General features: G+C 57.7%; 20 protein-coding genes. 12 read left to right on the top strand and 8 right to left on the bottom strand.

Translation table 11 applies throughout. From position 1 onward, the window contains the following. Positions 1–4 precede the first annotated feature (4 nt). Positions 5–1,243 carry an extracellular solute-binding protein gene (locus tag AC6I79_RS22825; protein ID WP_498027810.1) on the bottom strand — a complete coding sequence of 413 codons (1,239 nt, stop codon included), beginning with the start codon at positions 1,241–1,243 and terminating at the stop codon, positions 5–7. Between the two features lie 265 nt (positions 1,244–1,508). Between AC6I79_RS22825 and AC6I79_RS22820 the strand changes: the two genes are divergently transcribed. Continuing rightward, positions 1,509–2,678 carry an ROK family transcriptional regulator gene (locus tag AC6I79_RS22820; protein WP_058759002.1) on the top strand — a complete coding sequence of 390 codons (1,170 nt, stop codon included), beginning with the start codon at positions 1,509–1,511 and terminating at the stop codon, positions 2,676–2,678. A 17-nt stretch (positions 2,679–2,695) separates the two neighbouring features. On the opposite strand, the gene AC6I79_RS22815 is transcribed toward AC6I79_RS22820, so the two are convergent. Genes AC6I79_RS22815 through AC6I79_RS22805 form a run of 3 tightly spaced genes read right to left on the bottom strand, consistent with a single transcriptional unit; the run spans position 2,696 to position 7,076 of the window. Next, positions 2,696–4,492, bottom strand: coding sequence for an ABC transporter ATP-binding protein (locus tag AC6I79_RS22815; RefSeq protein ID WP_498027809.1), 1,797 nt, complete (start codon positions 4,490–4,492; stop codon positions 2,696–2,698). Further along, positions 4,489–5,931: a M81 family metallopeptidase gene (locus AC6I79_RS22810; protein ID WP_262258328.1), complete on the bottom strand. Its 1,443-nt coding sequence runs from the start codon at positions 5,929–5,931 to the stop codon at positions 4,489–4,491. The genes AC6I79_RS22815 and AC6I79_RS22810 overlap by 4 nt, the downstream gene beginning before the upstream one ends. 11 nt (positions 5,932–5,942) lie before the next feature. Next, a complete protein-coding gene (locus AC6I79_RS22805; protein ID WP_498027808.1) occupies positions 5,943–7,076 on the bottom strand; it encodes an ROK family protein in 1,134 nt (377 codons plus the stop codon). A 285-nt stretch (positions 7,077–7,361) separates the two neighbouring features. Between AC6I79_RS22805 and AC6I79_RS22800 the strand changes: the two genes are divergently transcribed. From AC6I79_RS22800 to AC6I79_RS22760, 9 genes are all read left to right on the top strand, one after another. Continuing rightward, positions 7,362–8,897 (top strand): ABC transporter substrate-binding protein, encoded by a 1,536-nt coding sequence (locus AC6I79_RS22800; protein ID WP_141495847.1) that lies wholly within the window; start codon positions 7,362–7,364, stop codon positions 8,895–8,897. Between the two features lie 18 nt (positions 8,898–8,915). Then, positions 8,916–9,836: an ABC transporter permease gene (locus AC6I79_RS22795; protein WP_021508908.1), complete on the top strand. Its 921-nt coding sequence runs from the start codon at positions 8,916–8,918 to the stop codon at positions 9,834–9,836. After that, a complete protein-coding gene (locus AC6I79_RS22790; protein WP_159377617.1) occupies positions 9,836–10,702 on the top strand; it encodes an ABC transporter permease in 867 nt (288 codons plus the stop codon). The genes AC6I79_RS22795 and AC6I79_RS22790 overlap by 1 nt, the downstream gene beginning before the upstream one ends. After that, the gene (locus AC6I79_RS22785; RefSeq protein ID WP_315659872.1) at positions 10,699–11,646 is read left to right on the top strand and encodes an ROK family protein; all 948 of its coding nucleotides are present in this window, start codon (positions 10,699–10,701) and stop codon (positions 11,644–11,646) included. Before AC6I79_RS22790 ends, AC6I79_RS22785 begins: the two co-directional genes overlap by 4 nt. 186 nt (positions 11,647–11,832) lie before the next feature. Next, on the top strand, positions 11,833–13,056 hold the full coding sequence (locus AC6I79_RS22780) for an MFS transporter (RefSeq protein ID WP_498027807.1): 1,224 nt from the start codon (positions 11,833–11,835) through the stop codon (positions 13,054–13,056). A gap of 71 nt (positions 13,057–13,127) precedes the next feature. Next, positions 13,128–14,177 carry a catalase family peroxidase gene (locus tag AC6I79_RS22775; RefSeq protein ID WP_498027806.1) on the top strand — a complete coding sequence of 350 codons (1,050 nt, stop codon included), beginning with the start codon at positions 13,128–13,130 and terminating at the stop codon, positions 14,175–14,177. Next, positions 14,174–14,728: a cytochrome b gene (locus tag AC6I79_RS22770; protein WP_058781059.1), complete on the top strand. Its 555-nt coding sequence runs from the start codon at positions 14,174–14,176 to the stop codon at positions 14,726–14,728. Before AC6I79_RS22775 ends, AC6I79_RS22770 begins: the two co-directional genes overlap by 4 nt. Further along, positions 14,728–15,231, top strand: coding sequence for a sigma-70 family RNA polymerase sigma factor (locus AC6I79_RS22765; protein ID WP_288423535.1), 504 nt, complete (start codon positions 14,728–14,730; stop codon positions 15,229–15,231). The genes AC6I79_RS22770 and AC6I79_RS22765 overlap by 1 nt, the downstream gene beginning before the upstream one ends. Continuing rightward, on the top strand, positions 15,228–15,977 hold the full coding sequence (locus AC6I79_RS22760; protein WP_498027805.1) for an anti-sigma factor family protein: 750 nt from the start codon (positions 15,228–15,230) through the stop codon (positions 15,975–15,977). The genes AC6I79_RS22765 and AC6I79_RS22760 overlap by 4 nt, the downstream gene beginning before the upstream one ends. Before the next feature lies 1 nt (position 15,978). On the opposite strand, the gene AC6I79_RS22755 is transcribed toward AC6I79_RS22760, so the two are convergent. Further along, positions 15,979–16,860, bottom strand: coding sequence for a LysR family transcriptional regulator (locus AC6I79_RS22755; protein ID WP_498027804.1), 882 nt, complete (start codon positions 16,858–16,860; stop codon positions 15,979–15,981). A 123-nt stretch (positions 16,861–16,983) separates the two neighbouring features. Between AC6I79_RS22755 and AC6I79_RS22750 the strand changes: the two genes are divergently transcribed. Together AC6I79_RS22750 and AC6I79_RS22745 are read left to right on the top strand one after the other, a co-directional pair. Next, positions 16,984–17,709 carry a pirin family protein gene (locus AC6I79_RS22750; protein WP_132463272.1) on the top strand — a complete coding sequence of 242 codons (726 nt, stop codon included), beginning with the start codon at positions 16,984–16,986 and terminating at the stop codon, positions 17,707–17,709. Positions 17,710–17,962: 253 nt separating this feature from the next. Next, positions 17,963–18,172 carry a YMGG-like glycine zipper-containing protein gene (locus AC6I79_RS22745; RefSeq protein ID WP_031279978.1) on the top strand — a complete coding sequence of 70 codons (210 nt, stop codon included), beginning with the start codon at positions 17,963–17,965 and terminating at the stop codon, positions 18,170–18,172. Positions 18,173–18,290: 118 nt separating this feature from the next. Here AC6I79_RS22745 and AC6I79_RS22740 read toward each other — a convergent pair whose 3' ends face one another. The 3 genes from AC6I79_RS22740 to AC6I79_RS22730 form a co-directional block, all read right to left on the bottom strand. Further along, positions 18,291–18,998, bottom strand: coding sequence for an RES family NAD+ phosphorylase (locus AC6I79_RS22740; protein ID WP_222952184.1), 708 nt, complete (start codon positions 18,996–18,998; stop codon positions 18,291–18,293). Beyond that, entirely contained in the window at positions 18,991–19,668 is a 678-nt protein-coding gene (locus tag AC6I79_RS22735; protein ID WP_222986861.1) for a hypothetical protein, read from the bottom strand. The genes AC6I79_RS22740 and AC6I79_RS22735 overlap by 8 nt, the downstream gene beginning before the upstream one ends. 171 nt (positions 19,669–19,839) lie before the next feature. Further along, positions 19,840–20,277, bottom strand: a complete 438-nt coding sequence (locus AC6I79_RS22730; RefSeq protein ID WP_088517394.1) for a 6,7-dimethyl-8-ribityllumazine synthase — start codon at positions 20,275–20,277, stop codon at positions 19,840–19,842. Positions 20,278–20,355 lie beyond the last annotated feature (78 nt).

Here is a 20,355-nt window from a genome sequence, read left to right as displayed (position 1 = left end):
CCCCTTAACGCAGACGCGCCGCACTTTTGTCTACCGCCTGCATGGCTGCTTCCGGTATCGCGCTGCCGACCAGAACCTGTTGCAGCTGCTGCTGCAGGGTGTTGGAGAGACGTGAGTAATCAGCGGTTTCCGGACGCGACAGCATGACATTCAGCGATTTGTCGGCAGCAGCGATCAGGCTCTCCTGATTCTTACTGACCGCGGGATCCTGATAGGAGCTTTTCCAGATCGGCAGACTGAGCGTGGCGTATTTATTCTGTACCGGCTGCGAAGTCATGTAACTGATGTACTGCCACGCCTGCTCCGGATGGCTGCTGCCTTTGGCAATGCCCAGACCCATCGAACCGTTGACCGCGCCGAAACGATTGGGCGCATCGCCGGGTGCGGGCATGATGCCAACCTGGCCGGCGACTTTACTCTGTTTGGCATCGTTGGCCATGTTGTACATGTAGGTCCAGTTGAGCGCGAAAGCCGCATCGCCGTTGGAAAAGGCTTTGCGCACGTCCTCTTCCAGATATTCGCGCGAAGCCGGGTTGGTCAGGCCCTCATCGAGCGAGCTTTTCATCAGCTTCACCGCCTGCAGCGAGGCTGGCGTAGAGAAATCGAGCTTGCCGTTGTTATAGAATTTGCCGCCGAAGCCGGAGACCAGCGTGGTGTAGTCACACACCAGCGCTTCCGCCTGTGACCAGCTCCATACCAGCGGATATTTAACGATATTTTTCTGCTTAATGATGCGCGCATCATCCATCACCTGCTGCCAGGTTTGCGGCAGATCTTTGATGCCGGCTTTTTCCAGCATCGCTTTGTTGTAGTAGAGATATTTGGTGTCGAGGATCCACGGCATGCCCAATGTTTTGCCTTTGAACACCACGGTGTTCAATGCGCCGGGGAAGATTTTCTCTTTTTCATCTGCGCTGATGCGGCTGCTGACATCCTGCAACAGGTCGAACTTGCTGAATTCCGCCGGCCAGATGGCATCAAACAGCACCACATCGTAACCGTTGCCGCCCGCGCCGCGTGCCGCGACAATCTTATCGTGCAGCGCTTCGTAAGGAACAAACTCCAGATTGACCTGCACGTCCGGGTGCGCTGTCTGAAACGCCTGAGTCATGGCGCGGATGTCGTTTTCACTGTAGGCCGCCTGCGTCATAAACAGGGCGTTGAGCGTAGTGGTAGCCGCTGCCGCGCTGCCCGCGCAGGCGAACAGTACGGCGGCAAAACAACCTTTCATCTGATTTTTCATTGCGTTCTCGCCTTCATGCAGTAGAGGGTGTTTAATTAAATCAATTTGATTGATTTAATATCGCGCACAGATTGCCAGCGCGCAGTGGCTGACAGCAGTGAGCTAAAGCAAGGGACGTGCCAGGGCAGAAAACAACGCTGCCATCCGACACTACTTTGCACAGATTTTTGCCGCTGTCAGGTAAACAGGTTGTAAAATGTGTGGCCGATCATAGATATTGAGGCGGCGGTCCGCAGCGGATGTAAAAAAGAGGGAAGCGAGCAGGATGAAAACGTCGGGAACCAATCTGGAACATGCGCGCGCGCACAATCGCCGGGTGATTATCGAAGCGATTCGCCTGCACGGCGAGCTGACCCGTGCCGAGCTGGCGCGGCTGACGGCGCTGACACCGCAAACCGTCTCGAATATCGTCGCTGAACTGGAGCAGGCGGAGTTGCTCACCAGCCGTCAGCCGCGCAAGCAGGGCCGCGGTCAGCCGGCGATTCCGGTCACCCTGAATCCGGCCAGTGCGTTTTCCATCGGCATCCATCTCGACCATCAGACGCTACTGATTGTGCTGGTGGACCTGACCGGTGAAATCCATTTTCGCCGCCTTATTATGGTGCAAAAACCGCAGCCGGATGCCACATTAGCGCGCATTGCCGGGGTGCTGGCGGAGATCAAACAGCAGACCGGGCCGCGCTGGCAAAAAGTGCTGGGTATTGGCGTGGTGATGCCGGGGCCGTTTGGTGTGGAGGGTATCTCGTCAATGGGGCCGACCACGCTGCACGGCTGGGAGGACGTCGATATCGCTGCGCGTCTCGCTGAGATGAGCGGACTGCCGGTGACGCTGGAGAATGATGCCACCGTCGCGGCGATTGGCGAACGCTTTCACGGCGTGGCGCGTCATCTTAATTCCTTTATTTATCTGTATATTGGCACGGGCCTGGGCGCGGGCATCATCATGGATGGCCATGTGTACAGCGGCCATGCGCACAACGCCGGTGAAGTGGGGCATGTGGTGGTGGAACCCGGTGGACGTGAGTGTTACTGCGGCAATCACGGCTGCCTGGAGCGTTATGTTTCGCTGCAGGCCGCTTACGAATTCTGCGGACTCGACCCGATGAGCGCGCTGCCGGAAGATTTACTGCAGGTTGATCCGGCGCTGTTTGATCGCTGGATTGATACCGTGCTTACGCCGCTGCGCCAGGGTATTAACATGCTGGAGTGTATCTTTGATGCCGAGAGCGTGATTATCGGCGGCATGATGCCTGCGGTGTTGCTGGATAAAATTATCCAGCGCCTGCCGCCGCTCTACCAATCGGTGCGCGGCCGCTATCTGACCGGCACGCGACTCAAGACCGGCATGACCGGCAGCGACACCGCCGCCCTCGGCGCAGCGGCTCTGCCAATTTTTGATGAGTTTAATCCGCAGTTCCAGGTGCTGATGAAGTGAAAAACGCGGCCAGCGTTTTACCGCATCACCCAGTGTCCGGCGCTCACTTCCTGATAATGCCGTGTTTCCGGCACAAATCCATTGGCACGCACCGGGCTCTTCAGCTCGCTGACGTCCACGTGCCGTTTTAAATGGCGGCGCGCCGGATCGGGCACAGGCACCGACGCGAGCAGTTTTTGTGTGTAAGGGTGCTGCGGATTCTCAAAAATAGCCGCGCGCGGACCAATCTCAACAATCTCTCCCAGTAGCATCACCGCCACACGATGGCTGATGCGCTCCACTACCGCCATATCGTGTGAGATAAACAGATACGACAGATTCAGGCTGTGTTGCAGATCGAGCAGCAGATTGATGATCTGCGCTTTCACGGTGACATCAAGGGCGGAAACCGACTCGTCGGCAATGATCATTTTCGGATCGAGCATCAGCGCACGGGCAATGCAGATGCGCTGACGCTGGCCGCCGGAAAATTCGTGCGGATAGCGTTTCAGCATGGTTGCGGGCAGGCCAACGCGCGTCATCAGTTCGGCCGCTTTGCTCTGTGCAGCGGCCTTACTGCCCAGCCGATGCTGTAAAAAAGGTTCGGTGAGGGCTTCAAGGACCGACATACGCGGGTTAAGGCTGGCAAACGGATCCTGAAAAATCATCTGCATGGCGCAGCGCAGCTTGCGCAGTTCTTGCCGGGAAAGGGTGAGCACGTCGCTGCCATCAAAAGCAATCTGCCCGCAGGCCGGCTGCACCAGCCGCGTTAGCGAGCGGCCGGTGGTGGATTTGCCACAGCCGGATTCGCCGACCAGCGACAAGGTTTCACCCGGCAGCAGATCAAACGAGATATTCTCCACGGCGTGCACCGCACCGGTTTTACGGCTGAACAGCCCTTCGTAAATGCTGAAGCGCGTGCTGAGGTTCTTCACCGACAGCAGCGGCGTTTGCCCTTGTGGCGTCTGCCGCGCCTGCGCCACCGGCGCTTCGCCGTTGAGCGCAAACTTACGCGGTCCATCGATGCCGCGCATGGCACCGAGCTGCGGCACGGTCGCAATCAGCGTGCGGGTATACTCTGCCGCCGGGGCAGAAAAAATCGCGGCGGTGCTGCCGGTTTCCACCATCGCGCCCTGATACATCACCAGCGTGCGGTCGGCGACTTCTGCCACCACGCCCATATCGTGGGTGATGAACAGCACGGCGGTGCCTTCCTCCTCCTGCAGGGTCTTGATCAGGTCAAGGATTTGACCCTGAATCGTGACGTCGAGCGCGGTGGTCGGCTCGTCGGCAATCAGCAGTTTTGGGCGCAGCGCCAGCGCCATGGCGATCATCACGCGCTGACGCATGCCGCCGGAAAAGTGGTGCGGGTAGTCACTGAAGCGTTTGGCCGCGTTGGGAATACGCACTTTCTCCAGCAGCCGGATAGTCTCTTCGCGGGCGGCGCGTGCGCTGATTTTGCGGTGTGCGATCAGCGCCTCAGCAATCTGATGACCAATAGTGAACGACGGATTAAGGCTGGTCATCGGCTCCTGGAATATCATCGCGATGGCATTGCCGCGGATGTCGCGCATTGCACGTTCGCTCAGCGTGAGCAAGTCCACGCCGTTCAGCAGCACTTTGCCGCAGATACGTGCGTGACGGCTATTCAGCAGACGCATGATCGCCATCGAGGTAACGCTTTTGCCTGAGCCCGACTCACCGACGATCGCCAGCGTTTCACCGGCCCCGAGGGTAAAAGAGACGTTTTTCACCACCTCACGCCAGCGGTCATCGCTGCGAAACGCGACGGTGAGATTTTCGATGCTCAGCACCGGCGGGTCAGCGCGATTCATTGTGCCGCCACAAAGCGCGCCGAGCGGGTGCTGACCGGCACATAGGTAAAATCGGTATCGAACGGATAAGCCGGCTGCTGCTTGCGCTTGCGCACCAGCCGTTCAACATACTGATCGACCACACCTTCCGACAGCGCCATCAGGTTGGGATTGGCAATCGGCGCCAGCTCGGGCGACAGGTAACCGGATTTCACCACCACAATTTTTGCCTGGCGCGGATCGAGTCCGAGCAGGGCGAAATCCGCCAGGTTGTGATAAGGACGACGCCGATCGGCAACTACCACGGTAATGCCTGCAATCTTCAGCAGCGCCTGACGGGCAACCGAACGGGCATCATCACTCAGCAGCAGCACGTCAAACTCGCCGCTGACTTTGCCGCCGGCAGGATCCAGCGTGGCACCGATAGTCAGGGAGAGCCGTGCGCCGACGCCCGCGGCGAATGCCGCCTCCGTGGCCGGTTTATCAGTAATGCCGGCAACGATGACATCCTGCGCATTTTGCCGCAGCAGTTCGGCCAGTACATCGGCCCGATCGCCCACGCCGCCGCCAGTCGGGTTATCACCGGAGTCGGCGAGAATCACCGGTCCGCCAGGACTGGAAATCGCCATGCGTACGCACTCTTCAGTACTGCCGGTCACGCAGCCAAACACAAATTGCTCACGCGCCTGCCAGTAAGCCAGCGCCAGTTTGGCCGCCTGCTCAGACAGCACATCGGCATCGGTGCCGGTCATGATGGCTGCCGCCGTGGCGCGTGGCTCATCCGCCCAGACATAGCCAACCATCAGCGAAGCATCCCAGATATGTTCAAGTGCGTTAATCCCGGGCAGGCTGGCATACAGACTTTTGGCGGGTTCATCTTCGGTGCTGGTGCGTTCACCTGGCAGCACCACGGGGATCGGTGCCCACACCACACCCGGTCGGATGCCGCTTTGCAGGCTATTGACCAGCATTGAGACGGAGCGGCGCATGGTCTCTTCCACATCGATATGGGGTGCCGTGCGGTAGGTTGAAAACATATCGATCGCGTCGATGATGCGCTGCGAGACATTGCCGTGCAGATCGTAGCTGACGCTAATCGGACAATCGGGCCCGACCAGCTCGCGCGTCGCGCTAATCCAGTCGCCTTCCGCGTCTTCCATCCCTTCGACATAAACCGCGCCGTGCATCGCCAGGTAAACGCCATCCACGGGCAAATACGCCTCGAGCCGATGGAGAAACTCCTGTTTGAAGGCATCATAGGTCACACGTGCTACTGGCCCACCGGCAATGGCACGGGCGTGAAAGGTCGGCAGAAACTCGGCCGCGTAATCCTGCAGAAAAGCGAAATAGGGATTGGTCGTCATCGTTTCACCCCGCACGATGCGGAAATCGTCGGCGTAATTGAGCACCGGATTCCAGGTACTGCATTCAGTATGAATTCCACCATAGGCAATGCGCATAACAGACTCCGCTAGTCGGGTAAGTGAACGATAAAACGGTAAGCCGCCACACTGGCTGCGGCGCGGGCCCAGCTGAACTGATCAATCGCCATGCTGACGATGGGCGTCTTGCCCATGATTGAAGGCAACACGTGACTATCTACCGCCTGCATCACCACCGTTCTGAGCAGGCCGTCGAACGCATCCGGCTGATGGGCGATGACAATCATCTCCGGATCGTTCATCTGAATGATACTGGCAATGGCGAGGCCAAGTGCGTCACCTGCCTGGTGCAGAATGGCGATCGCGGCGCTATTGCCTTTTACCGCCAGCGCTTCCAGTTCGGCGACGCTGGTGCAGGGCAGCTGTTTGTCACGCATGCTTTCACGCATCGCAGTGAGCGACGCCAGCGTATCAAGGCAGCCGCGTTTGCCGCAGCGGCACGGACGCCCGCCCGGCTCTACGGTACAGTGAGCAATTTCACCGGCCCCACCGTGCGCGCCGCGGTGCAGCTGCCCCTGAAAGAAGTGCGCAGAGCCAATGCCGTCGCCGTGGGAAATCAGGGTGAAATTCCGTGCCTTTTTCGCCACGCCGAAAATCTTTTCGCTGACCGCCAGAGCTTTGGCATCGTTTTCCAGTGACACCTCCAGACCGGTTTGCGCGTTAAGCAGTGCCGCCAGCGGGACGTTTTTCCAGCCCAGCAGGGCAGACTGAACGCACACCGCCTGGTTTTCATCCACAAAGCCGGAAAGCGTGACGCCCAGCCCGATAAGCTGGTCGGCGGAGATGCCTTTTTGTGCAAGCAGACCGGGGATGGCGGCGGCCAGCGCACCAGCCAGCAGCGCAGGATCGGGATTCAGCGGCATGTGGGTACTGGCCAGGATGCGACCGTGCATATCCGTCAGCACCAGATACACATCGTCACCGAGCAACGACGCACCGAGAAAATAGGCGCTGTCGGCACGCATTTTTAATAACACCGAAGGCCGACCCTGACCGTTACTTTCCGGAATGCTCTCCTCAAGCAGTCCTGCGCTAAGCATCTCTTTGATTAATGTGCTGATTGCGGCTTTACTCAGCTTCATTTTTTCCGCAATTGCCGTGCGGCTCATGCCATGCGAAGAAATTAATAAACGCAGAATTTGTTGCTGATGAGCATTAAGCATCCGGATTCTCACGGCACAGGCTGTATTTGGCCGACAATAATCAGCCATGAAAACAAATTCAAGCGTATTTAGTTTATTTTCTGAATGCAGATCGAATTATAAGTAAAATATATGAACTGACATCTTGGCTTTTGTTTGCAGAGTGTGCCTTATATAGCGTCGAGCCCGTTCTTCTGCTGCCGTTAACATGATCAAAGCGTATGGCAGGCGATGGCGTGCAATGACAGTCAGCTGCCTGCCGGGCAATGACTCTTCACTCTTTGTCACTGATTCACTGAGGCCTTCATGCAAAGCACACTCAAGCATTTCAGGATACTGACACTTGCCGCGGGTATTCTGGCGTCGTTTTCCAGCGCATCGGTTTTGGCTGCTCAGCTGGTCATTATGCAAAACGAACCGCCGCGCAGCATGGACCCGGGCAATCAGACCGCGACCTTTACCGGCACGGTGCTGGACCCGATGTATGAAGGCCTGACGCGGCTCGGTGACGATGGCAAAATCATGCCGGCCCTGGCGCTCTCCTGGCATGCCGACGACAGCGGACTGCACTGGGAATTTACGCTGCGTCCCAACGTTAAATTCCACGATGGCACGCCATTTAATGCCGATGCGGTCGTTGAAAACTTTCAGCGTCATCTGGATACGAAGCGCGGTCTTGCCGGAAGTGGGAAAATTCGCACCTTTATTCAGGACGTGCAGAAAAAAGATGACTTAACCGTCACCTTTACACTGAAGAAAATTAATCCGGCGTTTTTAACTGTGCTGGCATCCGGTCCGGGATTAATGGTGAGTCCACAAGCTGACAAAGCCGGCACGATCAATAATAAAGCCGACGGTACCGGGCCATATAAACTGGCGCAGTATAAATCCGGTGAATTTGTCCTGGAGCAGAAGAACCCGGACTATTGGGGCAAGTCTGCCGGGCCGGACGAAATAAAATGGACCTGGAGCAGTGAGCCGTCAGTCATGAATATGGCGCTGCAATCCGGTCAGGTCGATATTATTAACCCGGTGCCGCCGCAATTTGCCGGCATGTTAAAAAATAATCCCGGCGTGCAGTTAAAACAGTCGCCGGGCGCGGCGGTATTCTGGATCGATCTCAATACACAGAGTAAAGCCCTCAGCGATGTCAGAGTCCGCCAGGCGCTGAACTTCGCGACCGACCAGCAGGCGCTGGTAAAAGCGGTGATGTTTGGTTATGCGCAGCCGGCCAATTCCCCGCTGGCGCCGGTCGATGCCAACTACGACAAAGCGTTGCATGACTATCCGTACGATGTGCAGAAAGCCAAAGACCTGCTTAAGGCAGCGGGCTATGCCGACGGCTTCGCCATGTCGATTGCCGTGCAGGCACCCGACGCACGCACCGCGCAGGTTCTGCAGGGTATGTGGAGCAAAATTGGCGTCAAGCTCAGCGTGCGCCAGATGGAGAGCGGCGTATGGGCCAAAGCGGCGTTTGCCGATGCCAAAGAGAAAGCCGCGCAGGGTACGGACGCGGTGCTGGCGTCCTGGTCTTCGGGGCTGTACGGCTCGGATCTGCAGTTGCGTCCGCTGTATCACAGCAGCAGCTTTGCGCCCGGCGGGGCCAACCTCGGCTTCTTCAGCGACAAACGTACCGATGAGCTAATCGATAGCGCCGCCTCCACGCTCGATGATGCCCAGCGCAAAGCACTCTATTTCCAGGCACAGCAGCGGATCAGCGGACTCGCCCCGCAGGTGCTGCTCTACTATCAGGACGACCTGTATGCGACGCGCAAAAATATCAGTGGCGTGACAATGCAACCGGGCGGCCAGATTGTGGTCCGTGATGCCGTGAAGAAATAGTGCTGATGGCTGATTGATATGAAAGCGTATGTCGCAAAAAAGGTGCTCTCGCTGCCGTTGATTATCTTCGGTGTGTCGATCATCGTGTTTATCGCCATCCGCGCGCTGCCGGGCGATCCGGCACGCCTGATGGCCGGCCCGGAAGCGCCGCAGGAAGCGGTGGACAGTATGCGCGTGCGGCTCGGGCTGGATCAGCCTTTGCCGCTGCAATACGTCAGGTTTGCCGGTGAAGCGCTGCATGGCAATCTCGGGCTGTCGCTGCAGTCGCAGCGGCCAGTGATGACCGAAATCAGCGAACGCCTGCCGTACACGCTGTCGCTGGCGGCGCTGGCGTACCTGCTGGCAATTGCCATCGGCGTGCCGGCGGGCATGACCGGGGCCATTTACCGGCAGCGCATTCCCGATCAGATCGTCATGGTACTGACCATTGCCGGTGCCTCGATTGCGAACTTCTGGCTGGCGTTGCTGGCGATGAACTACTTTGCGGTACAGCTCGGCTGGCTGCCGCTACTCGGCGCTGATTCGTGGCGCAACTATGTGATGCCGACCGTGACGCTGGCGATTCTCCCGATGGCGATGATCGCGCGGATGACGCGCTCCAGCATGCTGGATGTGCTCAGTCAGGACTATATCCGTACCGCCAGAGCCAAAGGATTATCGTCGGCCAGCGTTAACTGGAAACACGCGCTGCGCAATGCGCTGATACCGATTGTCACCATCGTCGCCCTGAATTTTGGCAGCCTGATCGGGGGTGCAGTGGTCACTGAGTCGGTGTTTAACTGGCCGGGTATTGGCCGCCTGCTGGTAGATTCGGTGAAATACCGCGATTATCCGGTGATTCAGGGCGTAACGTTAGTGGCGGTAACCGGCGTGGTATTGATGAATCTGGTGGGTGAGATAGTGATTGGCCTGCTTAACCCGAAAATAAGGTTCGACTGATGAACAGTTTCGACACCTCTCTCCAACCGCCGCCCGCGCGCCGCCGCCAGATCGTGAGGTTTTTGCTTGGCAACCCTTCCATCACGACCGGAGGCGGGCTGGTGCTGCTGGTGGTGCTGGCTGCCCTTTTCGCTCCGCTGATCACTCACTGGGATCCCATCGAGCAGGATCTGTTGAACACGTTGCAGGCACCTTCCGCTGCCCACTGGTTCGGCACCGATGATTACGGCCGCGATATTTTTGCCCGCGTCATTTATGGCGCGCGCATCACGCTGTTTGAGGTGAGTCTCAGCGTGGCCATCTCGATGGCGATCGGCATTCCTCTCGGCATCATCTCGGGGCTGGCCGGACGCAAGATTGATGCGCTGATTATGTGGCTGATGGATATTATTTTCGCCTTCCCCGGCATCGTACTGGCGATTCTGATTGTCAGCGTGCTTGGCGAGGGGCTGACAAACATGCTGATCGCCATTTCGTTGTTCTCGATCCCGGTATATGCACGTCTGAGTCGCAACCTGACGCTGGGACTGAAAAACATGGAGTATATCGAAGCGGCTCATATGCTTGGCGTGCGATACCCGCGCATTATCACGCACTATATTCTGCGCAACGCCATTGGCCCGCTGATTGTGCAGTCGACGCTAACGGCTGGCGCGGTGGTGCTTTCTGCCGCTAGTCTGTCGTTCCTCGGGCTCGGCGTGCAGCCGCCGATGCCGGAGTGGGGCACCATGATGAGCGATGGCCGCAACTTTCTCGGGCTAAATATTTACGTCTCCCTATTTCCCGGACTGGCGATTTTGATTACCGTGCTCGGTTTTAATTTGCTGGGCGACGGCCTGCGCGATGTAATGGATAAACGTTTATGACTCACCCGCACTCAACCGTGATCTGCCTCGATTTGGGCGGCTCCTTTATCAAGCTTGGCGTGATGGATGCGCAGGATCGGCTAACCCTGCTCGACCAGCAAAAAATCCCGGCGACGGACTGGCAGGCATTTTGCGCCAGAGTCAGCGAGATGATCGCCGGGCAGCATAACCATTTCAGCAGCCAGGCGGCTGTTGCCATCTCCACGGCGGGCATTGTGGCACCGCAAACCGGCGAAATGTTTGCCAGCAACATCCCGGCTTTTCACCGGCGTAATCTGGCGCGGGAACTGGGTGAGGTGCTGCAGCGGCCGGTGATCGCGCACAACGATGCCGACTGCTTTGCCCTGGCCGAAGCGCTGGCCGGTAGCGGCAAAGGGCACAAAGTGGTGTTTGGCGCGATTCTCGGTTCCGGCGTGGGCGGTGGTCTGGTGGCGGACGGCCGCATTATCACCGGACAAAACGGCCTGACCGGCGAATGGGGCCACGGGCCGATTACCCTCACGGAAGTGACGCTGGCGCATGGTCGCGTGCGCGTGCCGCGCCAGGCGTGCCCGTGCGGCCAGACAGGGTGTCTGGACACGTACGGCGGCGCGCGCGGGCTGGAAACGCTGCATCAGGTGCTGCACGCTGAAAGCGCCAGCAGCGTGGAAATCATTGCCCGCTGGCAGCAGGCAGAAGCGCGGGCGCAGCAGACGATAGAAGCCTGGCTGCAACTGGTGAGCGAGCCGCTCGCCTACACCATTAACATTACCGGCGCGTCGCGGGTGGCGGTAGGCGGCGGCCTGGCTTCGGTCACCCCGCTGATTACTGCGCTTAATGATGCGGTGCAGCGCTGCGTGTTGCGCAGCACAGCGCATGCGCTGGTGGTGCCGGGCGAGTTTGCCCATCAGGGCGGCATGGTGGGCGCGGCGCTGCTGGCGCGGCAGGCGCTCAGCGCGTCCTGAGCTTTTGCCCTTTCGCCCGTTGCTGGTGCTTTTCGGTTACCGTGTTGCGCTCAAGACTTCGTTGAACCCGATTCAACCTTAAATGCGCTAAGCTTGACGCGCTAAAACCCGCAGCAAAGAGGCTGGTGAACAGACACTGTCGCCAGCCTCTTTGCTGTTTTTTTCACCTGCGGTACGGAAAAAAACATGTCATCAGTACAACCTCAACTTTCTCAGCTTCCGGACGAGGCCTCGCTGCCGCGTCACAGCGTGCCAAAAGCGCTGTTCGCGCTGGGCACCGGTGGATTTGCCATCGGCACCGGTGAATTTGTCATCATGGGCCTGCTGCCCGATGCGGCGAAAGGCCTGAACGTCACGATTCCTGAGGCCGGCCATCTCATCAGCATTTATGCCCTCGGCGTAGTGATTGGCGCGCCGCTGCTGGCTATTCTCGGCGCGCGGGCTTCACGGCGTAATTTCCTGATGACGCTGATGGGCCTGTTTGCGCTGGGTAATCTGCTGAGCGCTGTCGTGCCGGGCTACCCTGCGATGCTGGTAGCCCGCTTTCTGGCGGGCTTTCCGCACGGCACCTTCTTTGGCGTTGCGGCGCTGGTGGCGGCAGGACTGGTGGAGCGCGCGCGGCGCGCGCAGGCGGTGTCGATGGTGCTGCTGGGATTAACCATCGCCAATCTGATTGGCGTACCTGCCGTTACCGCCATCGGCCAGTGGTTTGGCTGGCGTGATGCGTTTGCCATCGTCGGCGGACTGGCGCTGCTGACGCTGCTACTGGTGTGGCTTTGGGTACCCAATGTGGCCGGTGACAAGCAGGCCAGTCCACTGCGCGAGCTCTCGGCGCTGACGCGCAAGCAGGTTCTGCTGACGCTGGCGATTGGCGCGATTGGCAGCGGCGGCATGTTCTCGGTATTCAGTTACGTTAAACCCACCATGATGGAACTGGCCCACCTGCCGGAGAATCTGGTGCCGGCGATACTGGCGCTGTTTGGTCTTGGCATGATTATCGGCAACCTTGTCGGGGGACGTCTGGCCGATCGCGGGCTGGAGAAAACCATCCGCATTGTGCTGGTGTGGTCGCTGCTGGTATTGAGCGCGTTTGTCTTCGCGGCGCATTATGCGCTGGCGGGGGCGCTTAACGTGATGCTGGTCGGTACCATGGTGGCGCTGGGAAGCGTACTACAGATCCGCCTGATGGACGTGGCCGGTGATGCACAAACCCTCGCGGCCGCGCTTAATCACTCAGCGTTCAACATTGCCAACGCGCTGGGGGCGTGGCTCGGCGGCATCACCATTTCCGCCGGGCTGGGCTGGCAGTCCACCGGCTGGGTTGGGGCCATTCTGTCGGTACTGGGGCTGCTGATTCATGCTATTGCGGTGCGCGATGCCCGCCGTAATCCGGCGGTCGCAATAAAATAATTTTCACCGCGCGGGAATAAACGCCGCGCTGGTTCGTCTTATGCCCACTTTCCCTTACTGAGTTGGCTAAGATGAACTTTAAACTTACGGTCAGACATCTGCCGTTGTTACTGCTGGTCGTCATTATTCCCGGATTACTGCTGGTGCTGTTTCTTGCTGCAGGCGGTTGGCTGACGCCGCAGCGCCTCAGTGCGCAAAGTCTGGTGCAGTCGCTGCAGCAAAACAGCGGTGTGCATCCGGGATACCGGCGCAATCATGCCAAGGGCGTGTGCGTTACCGGTGAATTTACCTCCAGCGGCAACGCGGCGTTTCTGTCACGCGCCAGCGTTTTCCAGCCGGGTACGGTGCCGGTGATTGGCCGCTTTGCCATTGCCGGCGGTAATCCGCACGCGCCGGACTATGGCGTGCCGGTGCGCAGCCTGGCGCTGGAATTTCAGCTGGCGCACGGCGAGCAGTGGCGTACCGGCATGAACGCGCTGCCGTTTTTCCCGGTCAGTACGCCGCAGGCTTTTTACGATCAGCAGCAGGCCAGTCGACCGCTGCCGCAGACTGGCAAACCTGATGCGCAAAAGCTGATGGCGTTTACCGTTGCCCATCCCGAAGTTAAACCGTTCTTTGCCTGGGTGAAAACCCATGTACTGGCCGCCAGCTGGGCACAGGAGCAGTACAACAGCCTGAATGCCTTCCGCTTTACCAATGCGCAGGGGGAAACGCGCTTTGTGCGCTGGAGTCTGGTGCCGCGTACGCCATGGCAGCCGATCAGTGCGGCACAGCAGCAGCAGCCGGATTATCTGCAGAGCGACCTGCACAACCAGCTGGCGGCCGCACCGCTAAAGTGGGATCTGGTGATCAGCGTGGCTCAGCCCGGTGATGCGGTGAACGATGCCAGCAAGGTGTGGCCAGCCGATCGGCAACAGGTTGTTGCCGGTACGCTGACGCTGCGCGACAGCAGCCCGCAACAGGGCGGCAGCTGCAATGACATCAATTACGATCCGCTGATTCTGCCGCAGGGCATCAGCGGCTCGGACGATCCGCTGCTCAACGCGCGCTCCGCCGCTTACGCAAAATCTTTCAATCTGCGCACGGCTGAACAGGCGCACCAGCAGGAGAAAAAATCATGAGTCACCAGACAACCCTGTTTCATCCGCTGCTGCGCATCGTACACTGGTTGATGGCGCTGGCCGTGCTGACCATGCTATTTATCGGTGTGGCGATGGTGGCGGATATCTCGGCTGCCCATTCACTGCTGCTGGCGATACACAAACCACTCGGCGTGGCGATCGCGTTGCTGGTGGTCGTGCGTATCGGGCTGCGGCGTTACTATGGTGTGCCCGCCATGCCCGCGTCGGTGCCGGGCTGGCAGCAAACGGTGGCTCATTTGACCCATCTGGCGCTCTATTTACTGATGCTGGCGCAACCGCTGGTAGGCTGGGCGATGCTGTCGGCAGGCGGGTTTCCGGTGACGATTGGCGAAGGTCTGGTGCTGCCGCCACTGCTGCCGGTTAGCGTGGAAAGTTATGCCGTGCTGCGCCCGTTACACTCGCTGCTGGCGTTTAGTCTGTTCGCGCTGATCCTGGCCCATCTGGCTGCCGCGCTGCTGCATGGTCTGATTTTACGTGATGGCGTGCTGAGTAGCATGACCGGCCTGCGCCGGGTGCGAGAGCAAAAATAATGTCTGCATTGAGCGATGACGAAATCCGCACATTACTGCCGCATTTGCAGCGTTTTGCGCTGGGGCTGACGCGTGAGCGCATGGCCGCTGAGGATTTGGTACAAAACACGCTGGTCAAAGCACTGGACGCGGCGCGCGATGACACGCGCAGTCTGCGTGCCTGGCTGTTTTCCATTCTCTGGCATCAGTTTATTGATGGCGAACGCCGCCGCAAGCGTTGGCAGGCGATTATGACGCTGTTCAGCCGCGCCGAGCCTTTTGCCGAGTCGGCTGAGCATCACGCCATCGCCGATGAGATGCTGGCGCTGTTCGCCCGTCTGCCGGCTGACAGTCGCGCATTGTTGCTTCTGGTTAACGTGGAAGGCATGCGTTATCAGGAAGCGGCTGACACGCTGAACATTCCGCTGGGCACCGTGATGTCACGGTTGTCGCGGGCGCGAAAACAGTTGCAGCATATGACCGAAGGCCTGCCGGCCCCGGTGACGTTGAGGAGATTAAAATGAATATCCCGCCCGATGAGAACCAGCTGCACGCCTGGCTGGATGGTGAACTGGATAGCGCCAGCCATCAGGCCGTCAGCGACTGGCTGGCGCAGCATCCTGACGTCGCCGCCCAGGTTGAGGGCTGGCGTCAGGACAAGCTGCGCTTGCAACAAAGCCTGCAGCGCAACATGGCGCGAACCGACTTTACGCCACTGCAACCGGCACAGCTACGCCAGCGGCGTGCGCGGCAGCGTTATCAGCGGCTGGCGCTGGCCTGCTCGCTGGTGCTGGCGTTGGGGATCGGCAGTCTGTCCGGCTGGCAGATGACTGAACGCTTACAGAATCATCCGTTACCGATGGAGGATGCGGTACAGGCTTACCGGTTATTCGGCGATGGCGCGCAGCAGGCGACGATGGACATTAGCACCCATCAGACGACACAGCTGGCCAGCTGGCTGGGCCGCTATTTTATCAACGGTACGCTGCCGCCCAATCTGGAGCGCTTTGGCTATCAGCTCATCGGCGCGCGCCTGATGGCGAATGAGCATGGCGCCTCGGCGCTGGTGCTGTATCAGACCGCCAGCGGCACGCGCGTTGGCTGGTACATCCGCCCGCAAACCGTGCGGCTGGAAAAGGGATCGCGCCAGGCGGACAACCTGGTGGCGCAATACTGGAGCGATCGCCACTATAACTATGCGCTGGTGAGCCCGATGAGCGGCGAAGCCGCACCGGCACTGCGTGCTGCGATAGGCAGCGAAGTGGGCTGATTCATTTGCCTGCCAGCTTTGCCTGCAGGAACGTCATAAATACCCGATTGATCTCGCTGCGCTGGCGATGCTGCGGATAAAGCGCATTCAGGTGCAGCGAGGCCGGATGCCAGTCATCCAGTACCGTCACCAGCTCACCTCGCGCCAGCGCCGGAGCCACGATAAACTCCGGCAGCAGGATCATCCCCAGCCCGGCGACGGCCGCATCACGCAGCATTTCTCCGTTGTTGCTGACCATCGGTCCCTGGACCGCCAGCACTTTGCGCGTGTCGCCCTGAAACAGCTCCCAGCCGGTCTGGCTTTCACGTCCATAGCGCAGACAGAGATGTTGCAGTAGATCCTCCGGCTCACGCGGTGCGCCGGCGCCCTGCAGGTAGGCCGGGCTGGCGCAGATCACGCGGCGGAATTCCCCCAGCCGTTTGGCGATCAGGCTGGAGTCCGGCAGCGTGCCGATGCGGATCGCCATATCAAAACCCTCACCCACCATATCCACATGCCGATCGGCCAGTTCCACCTGGAACTGGATACCGGGATGCTGGCTCAGGAATTCGGCGATATAAGGGGAAAGATGGCTGATGCCGAACGACATCGGCACGCTGAGACGGAAACTGCCGCGCAGCACCTGACGACGACCGGACACCGCAAGTTCGGCTTCCTGCACATCATCCAGAATGCGCTGCGCATGCTGGGCAAACAGCTGGCCGTTGTCGGTAACGGACAGTTTGCGCGTATTGCGATTCAGCAAACGCGCCCCGAGTGACTCTTCCAGCGCGGCGATGCGCCGGCTGACGTACTGCTTGGAGAGCATCAGCTGTTCAGCCGCAGCGGTAAAGTTGCCCGCTTTGATTACGGCGACGTAAATCCGGAGATCTTCAATCTGCATATTGTCCACTTATCTGTGACAGTCATTGTCATCCAGGCGCATTGTTGGGCAAATCAGTTTACGTATACTGGTCAGCAACGGGAAGGGCCTTCGCCCTCCAGCTAAAAATTTAAGGAGCAGACCATGATTGAACAACGACTGTCCGAACAACGTGGCTTAGGCGATCACGGCTGGCTGCATTCACGCCATACTTTTTCGTTTGCCAGCTACTGGGACCCACAACAGACCGGTTTCTCCGATCTGCTGGTGATTAACGATGATCAGGTAGCACCGGGTCGCGGTTTCGGTGCGCATCCGCACAACAACATGGAGATTATTTCCTACGTGCTGGAAGGCGCGCTGGAGCATAAAGATTCCATGGGTACCGGTTCGGTTATCGTGCCCGGTGACGTGCAGCTGATGAGCGCCGGCAGCGGCGTGACGCACAGCGAGTTTAACCATTCGAAACAGGATAATGTGCACTTCCTGCAGATCTGGATTGTGCCGGCAGAACGCGGTACCGAGCCAGGTTACCAGCAGGTGTCAGTGGCAGAGGCCGACAAACGCGGTCAGCTGCGCCTGATTGTTTCGCCACAAGGCGACAATGGCTCGCTGCGCGTACGTCAGGATATGCGTATTTACGCGGGACTGTTTGACGGTGCTGAGCAGCAGACGCTGGAACTGGCTAACGATCGCTATGCTTATATTCATGTGGCGCGCGGCAGCATTGAAGTGAATGGCGTGAGCTTTAACGCCGGCGACGGCGCGCGCGTACGCAATGAGACGGCGCTGCAGTTCGCTAACGGTAACAATGCTGAAGTGCTGGTGTTTGATTTACGACCAGTAGAAGTTAATCACCCGCAGCGTTAATTCATTGCGTGATAAGTCAGCGAGGCATGGCGTGAACCTTCACGCCATGCCTTTTTATTTGGCTTAAGGTACGAATAATAACCAGCACCTGACAGGTCCGGCATAAAATAGGAATTTTTACCTTCCACAAAAATGCAAAGCCCCTTAAATTTGCCTCCAGGATAAGCACGCTACGCCAGGTATTTGGCGGCTAAACAACAAACAAAGTTAACACTATTACATTCCATTAGAGTTAATGGTAATGAGGATTTTGATGGTTTTAAAACGCAGCTTTAATATCGCAGTGGTATTGGTTCTAGCCTTTTCTGTAACGGCTTGTGGTATGTCTCATCGTGGCCGCAACACCGCCATTGGTGCCGGTGTGGGTGCGGTGGGCGGCGCCGTTCTGACCGGCGGCAGCACCTTCGGTACCCTTGGCGGCGCGGCTATCGGCGGCCTGATTGGTCACGAAGTCAGCCGTTAATTTCACCGGTACTCAGGATTTCGCCAGCGGGAATGCTGGCGAAATTTTAAACCATTTCATTTTTAAATTCTTATTCGTCCACTTTTCTCTTTTATCCATCGCCGGATAGCATCGTGGTTTATTTTGCTGCAATGATAAACACACCTAATCGCGATGCGAGATGTAAAACCTCGCCATAAGTATCGGAATCATCAATCAGGCTTAATGATTTATTAAGTGGCGTCAGCATGCCAGGTGAAATTCGATCGCCAAATAACATTACTGCCCGCGCTGAATCATCCTGACGGGATATCCATGAAAGGCCCTGCGCTGATTCGCTCTGATGATGCAGAGCGGCTGCCCAGCGTCGGGTGAGGGGATAGTGATGTTTTTCTGTATCGATAAGTTGCTTACGCGTGATACCTAACTTGCGCAATGCGATGCTGCTCAGGTCGATCAGCAGCATATCTTCATTTACTTTAAGACAGGAGTGAAGTTGATAATGTAATTTATTCTTATCCAGCGTCTTAAGACCGGGTGCGAAAGGCACGTCATGAAATACCGTTTCCATTAATGCGCAATCTCTGGTTGAACCGCCGTATAGAGTCGGTATTGGCTGCCCATGTCTGGTTTTTATCGGACTGAAGCGGGCATTCCCTTTCACTCCAGGATTAAACTGGTTGGCGGCATAATGCGACAGATGGACCCGGTGCAGAATGCTTCCTGCTGAAAGCGTAATAAATGACAGCTGAAGTAAAGCGCCAGGCAATGGCGCACCTTCTTCGGCAGTAATAACAGGCAGAGTTGATAAATCATCAGGTTGCGCCGCAGTGCTGCGCTTATCCATGCGTTATTCCTTCCATTTCATCCAGAGCGGCGTCGATCACGCGCTGCGCTTCGGTTAGCAGTAGATCCTGTGGCCGTTTGCCCGCAAGGAAACTGTTATTCGACAGAAACCACAATGCAATAGCCCAACTGTCTTTGTGTCCGGCAAAAATCCTGAGTATTTGAGCCAGTGGTTTAACCGGGCGAAAGTGCGTGTCGCGATCCAGGCCATAATCGGGGAAATAATCTATCCCATTGTGATTGATGGCAAATATCTGGCCGCTTTTTTTCCATTTATTCGGCTGAGCGCTCGGATTTGTGGAACTCAACCCTGCCAGTTGCGCCACTTCTGCGGCGCTGAGCCAGTTTCCGCTCGCCAGCACGGCATTGCGCGCCTCTAGCAACATCGCCGCTTCTTTGAGTAAATGAGGCGAAGCTGGCACGCGCGGTAACATCGCACTGGCCAGTTGCTCCAGCGATTCCTGCCGCTGCCGCTGTTGAAAAATTGCAAACATGGATGAAGCGATTGCGGAAAGATTTTCTGACAGGTTGCGTAGCGTCAGCGCATCGCCTGGATGGTCGAAAGTAATGGCAACAACGTGACTGGCATGTGATTTTGACAGCCGACCCTGAATCTCCTGCGGGGTACCTGTCAGTGCAGAAACCCCGGTGTGATCTTTATCGCTAACCATCAGTTAACTCCCGCAAGGTTATTTAGGTTATCTGATTTTAAAGATATCCAGAATAACTTGCAATGGCATTGACGGTGCTGCTTTAAGTAAGCAAGAGGCGAGAGGTAAGAGGGAGCACACTGCAGGAAACGGATTGTTAAAAGTGGGAAAAGTTAACAATCCGTTTGAGGTTCAGTCGATCTGCAACTGATGAATCATCAGGGCGGCGCGGGCGGCTTCTTTGCCTTTTTTAATAAAATGTTCGGTATAAAACGCTTCAATCGCGTCGACCGGCTGAAAATTGTGCGGAGTGAGTGATACCGAAAACACCGGAACATTGGTGGCGAGCTGCACATTCATCAGGCCATCGACGACGGCCTGCGCGACAAAGTCATGGCGATAGATGCCACCGTCGACCACCAGCGCAGCGCAGACAATCGCATCAAATTTGCCGGTTTCGGCCAGGCGTTTGGCCAGCAGCGGCATTTCAAACGCGCCGGGTACATCGTAGCTTTTTAATGTATTCTCGACGCCTTGTTCTGCCAGTTCCTGCTCAAATCCCACCAGCGCGTTGTTCACGATCGCCTGATGCCATCCTGCTTTAATAAAAGCCACACGAAACTTATTCATAATGCTTCCATGATTAGCTGAAAAATTTATAAGTGAATAATAAAAAAGTCTTTTTTATCATCTGCCCGCTATCCGTCT

The organism is gamma proteobacterium symbiont of Scutellera amethystina (assembly GCF_059730845.1).
The sequence above is the reverse complement of the archived record's forward strand: the minus strand, read 5'-3'. Positions and strand labels throughout refer to the sequence as shown.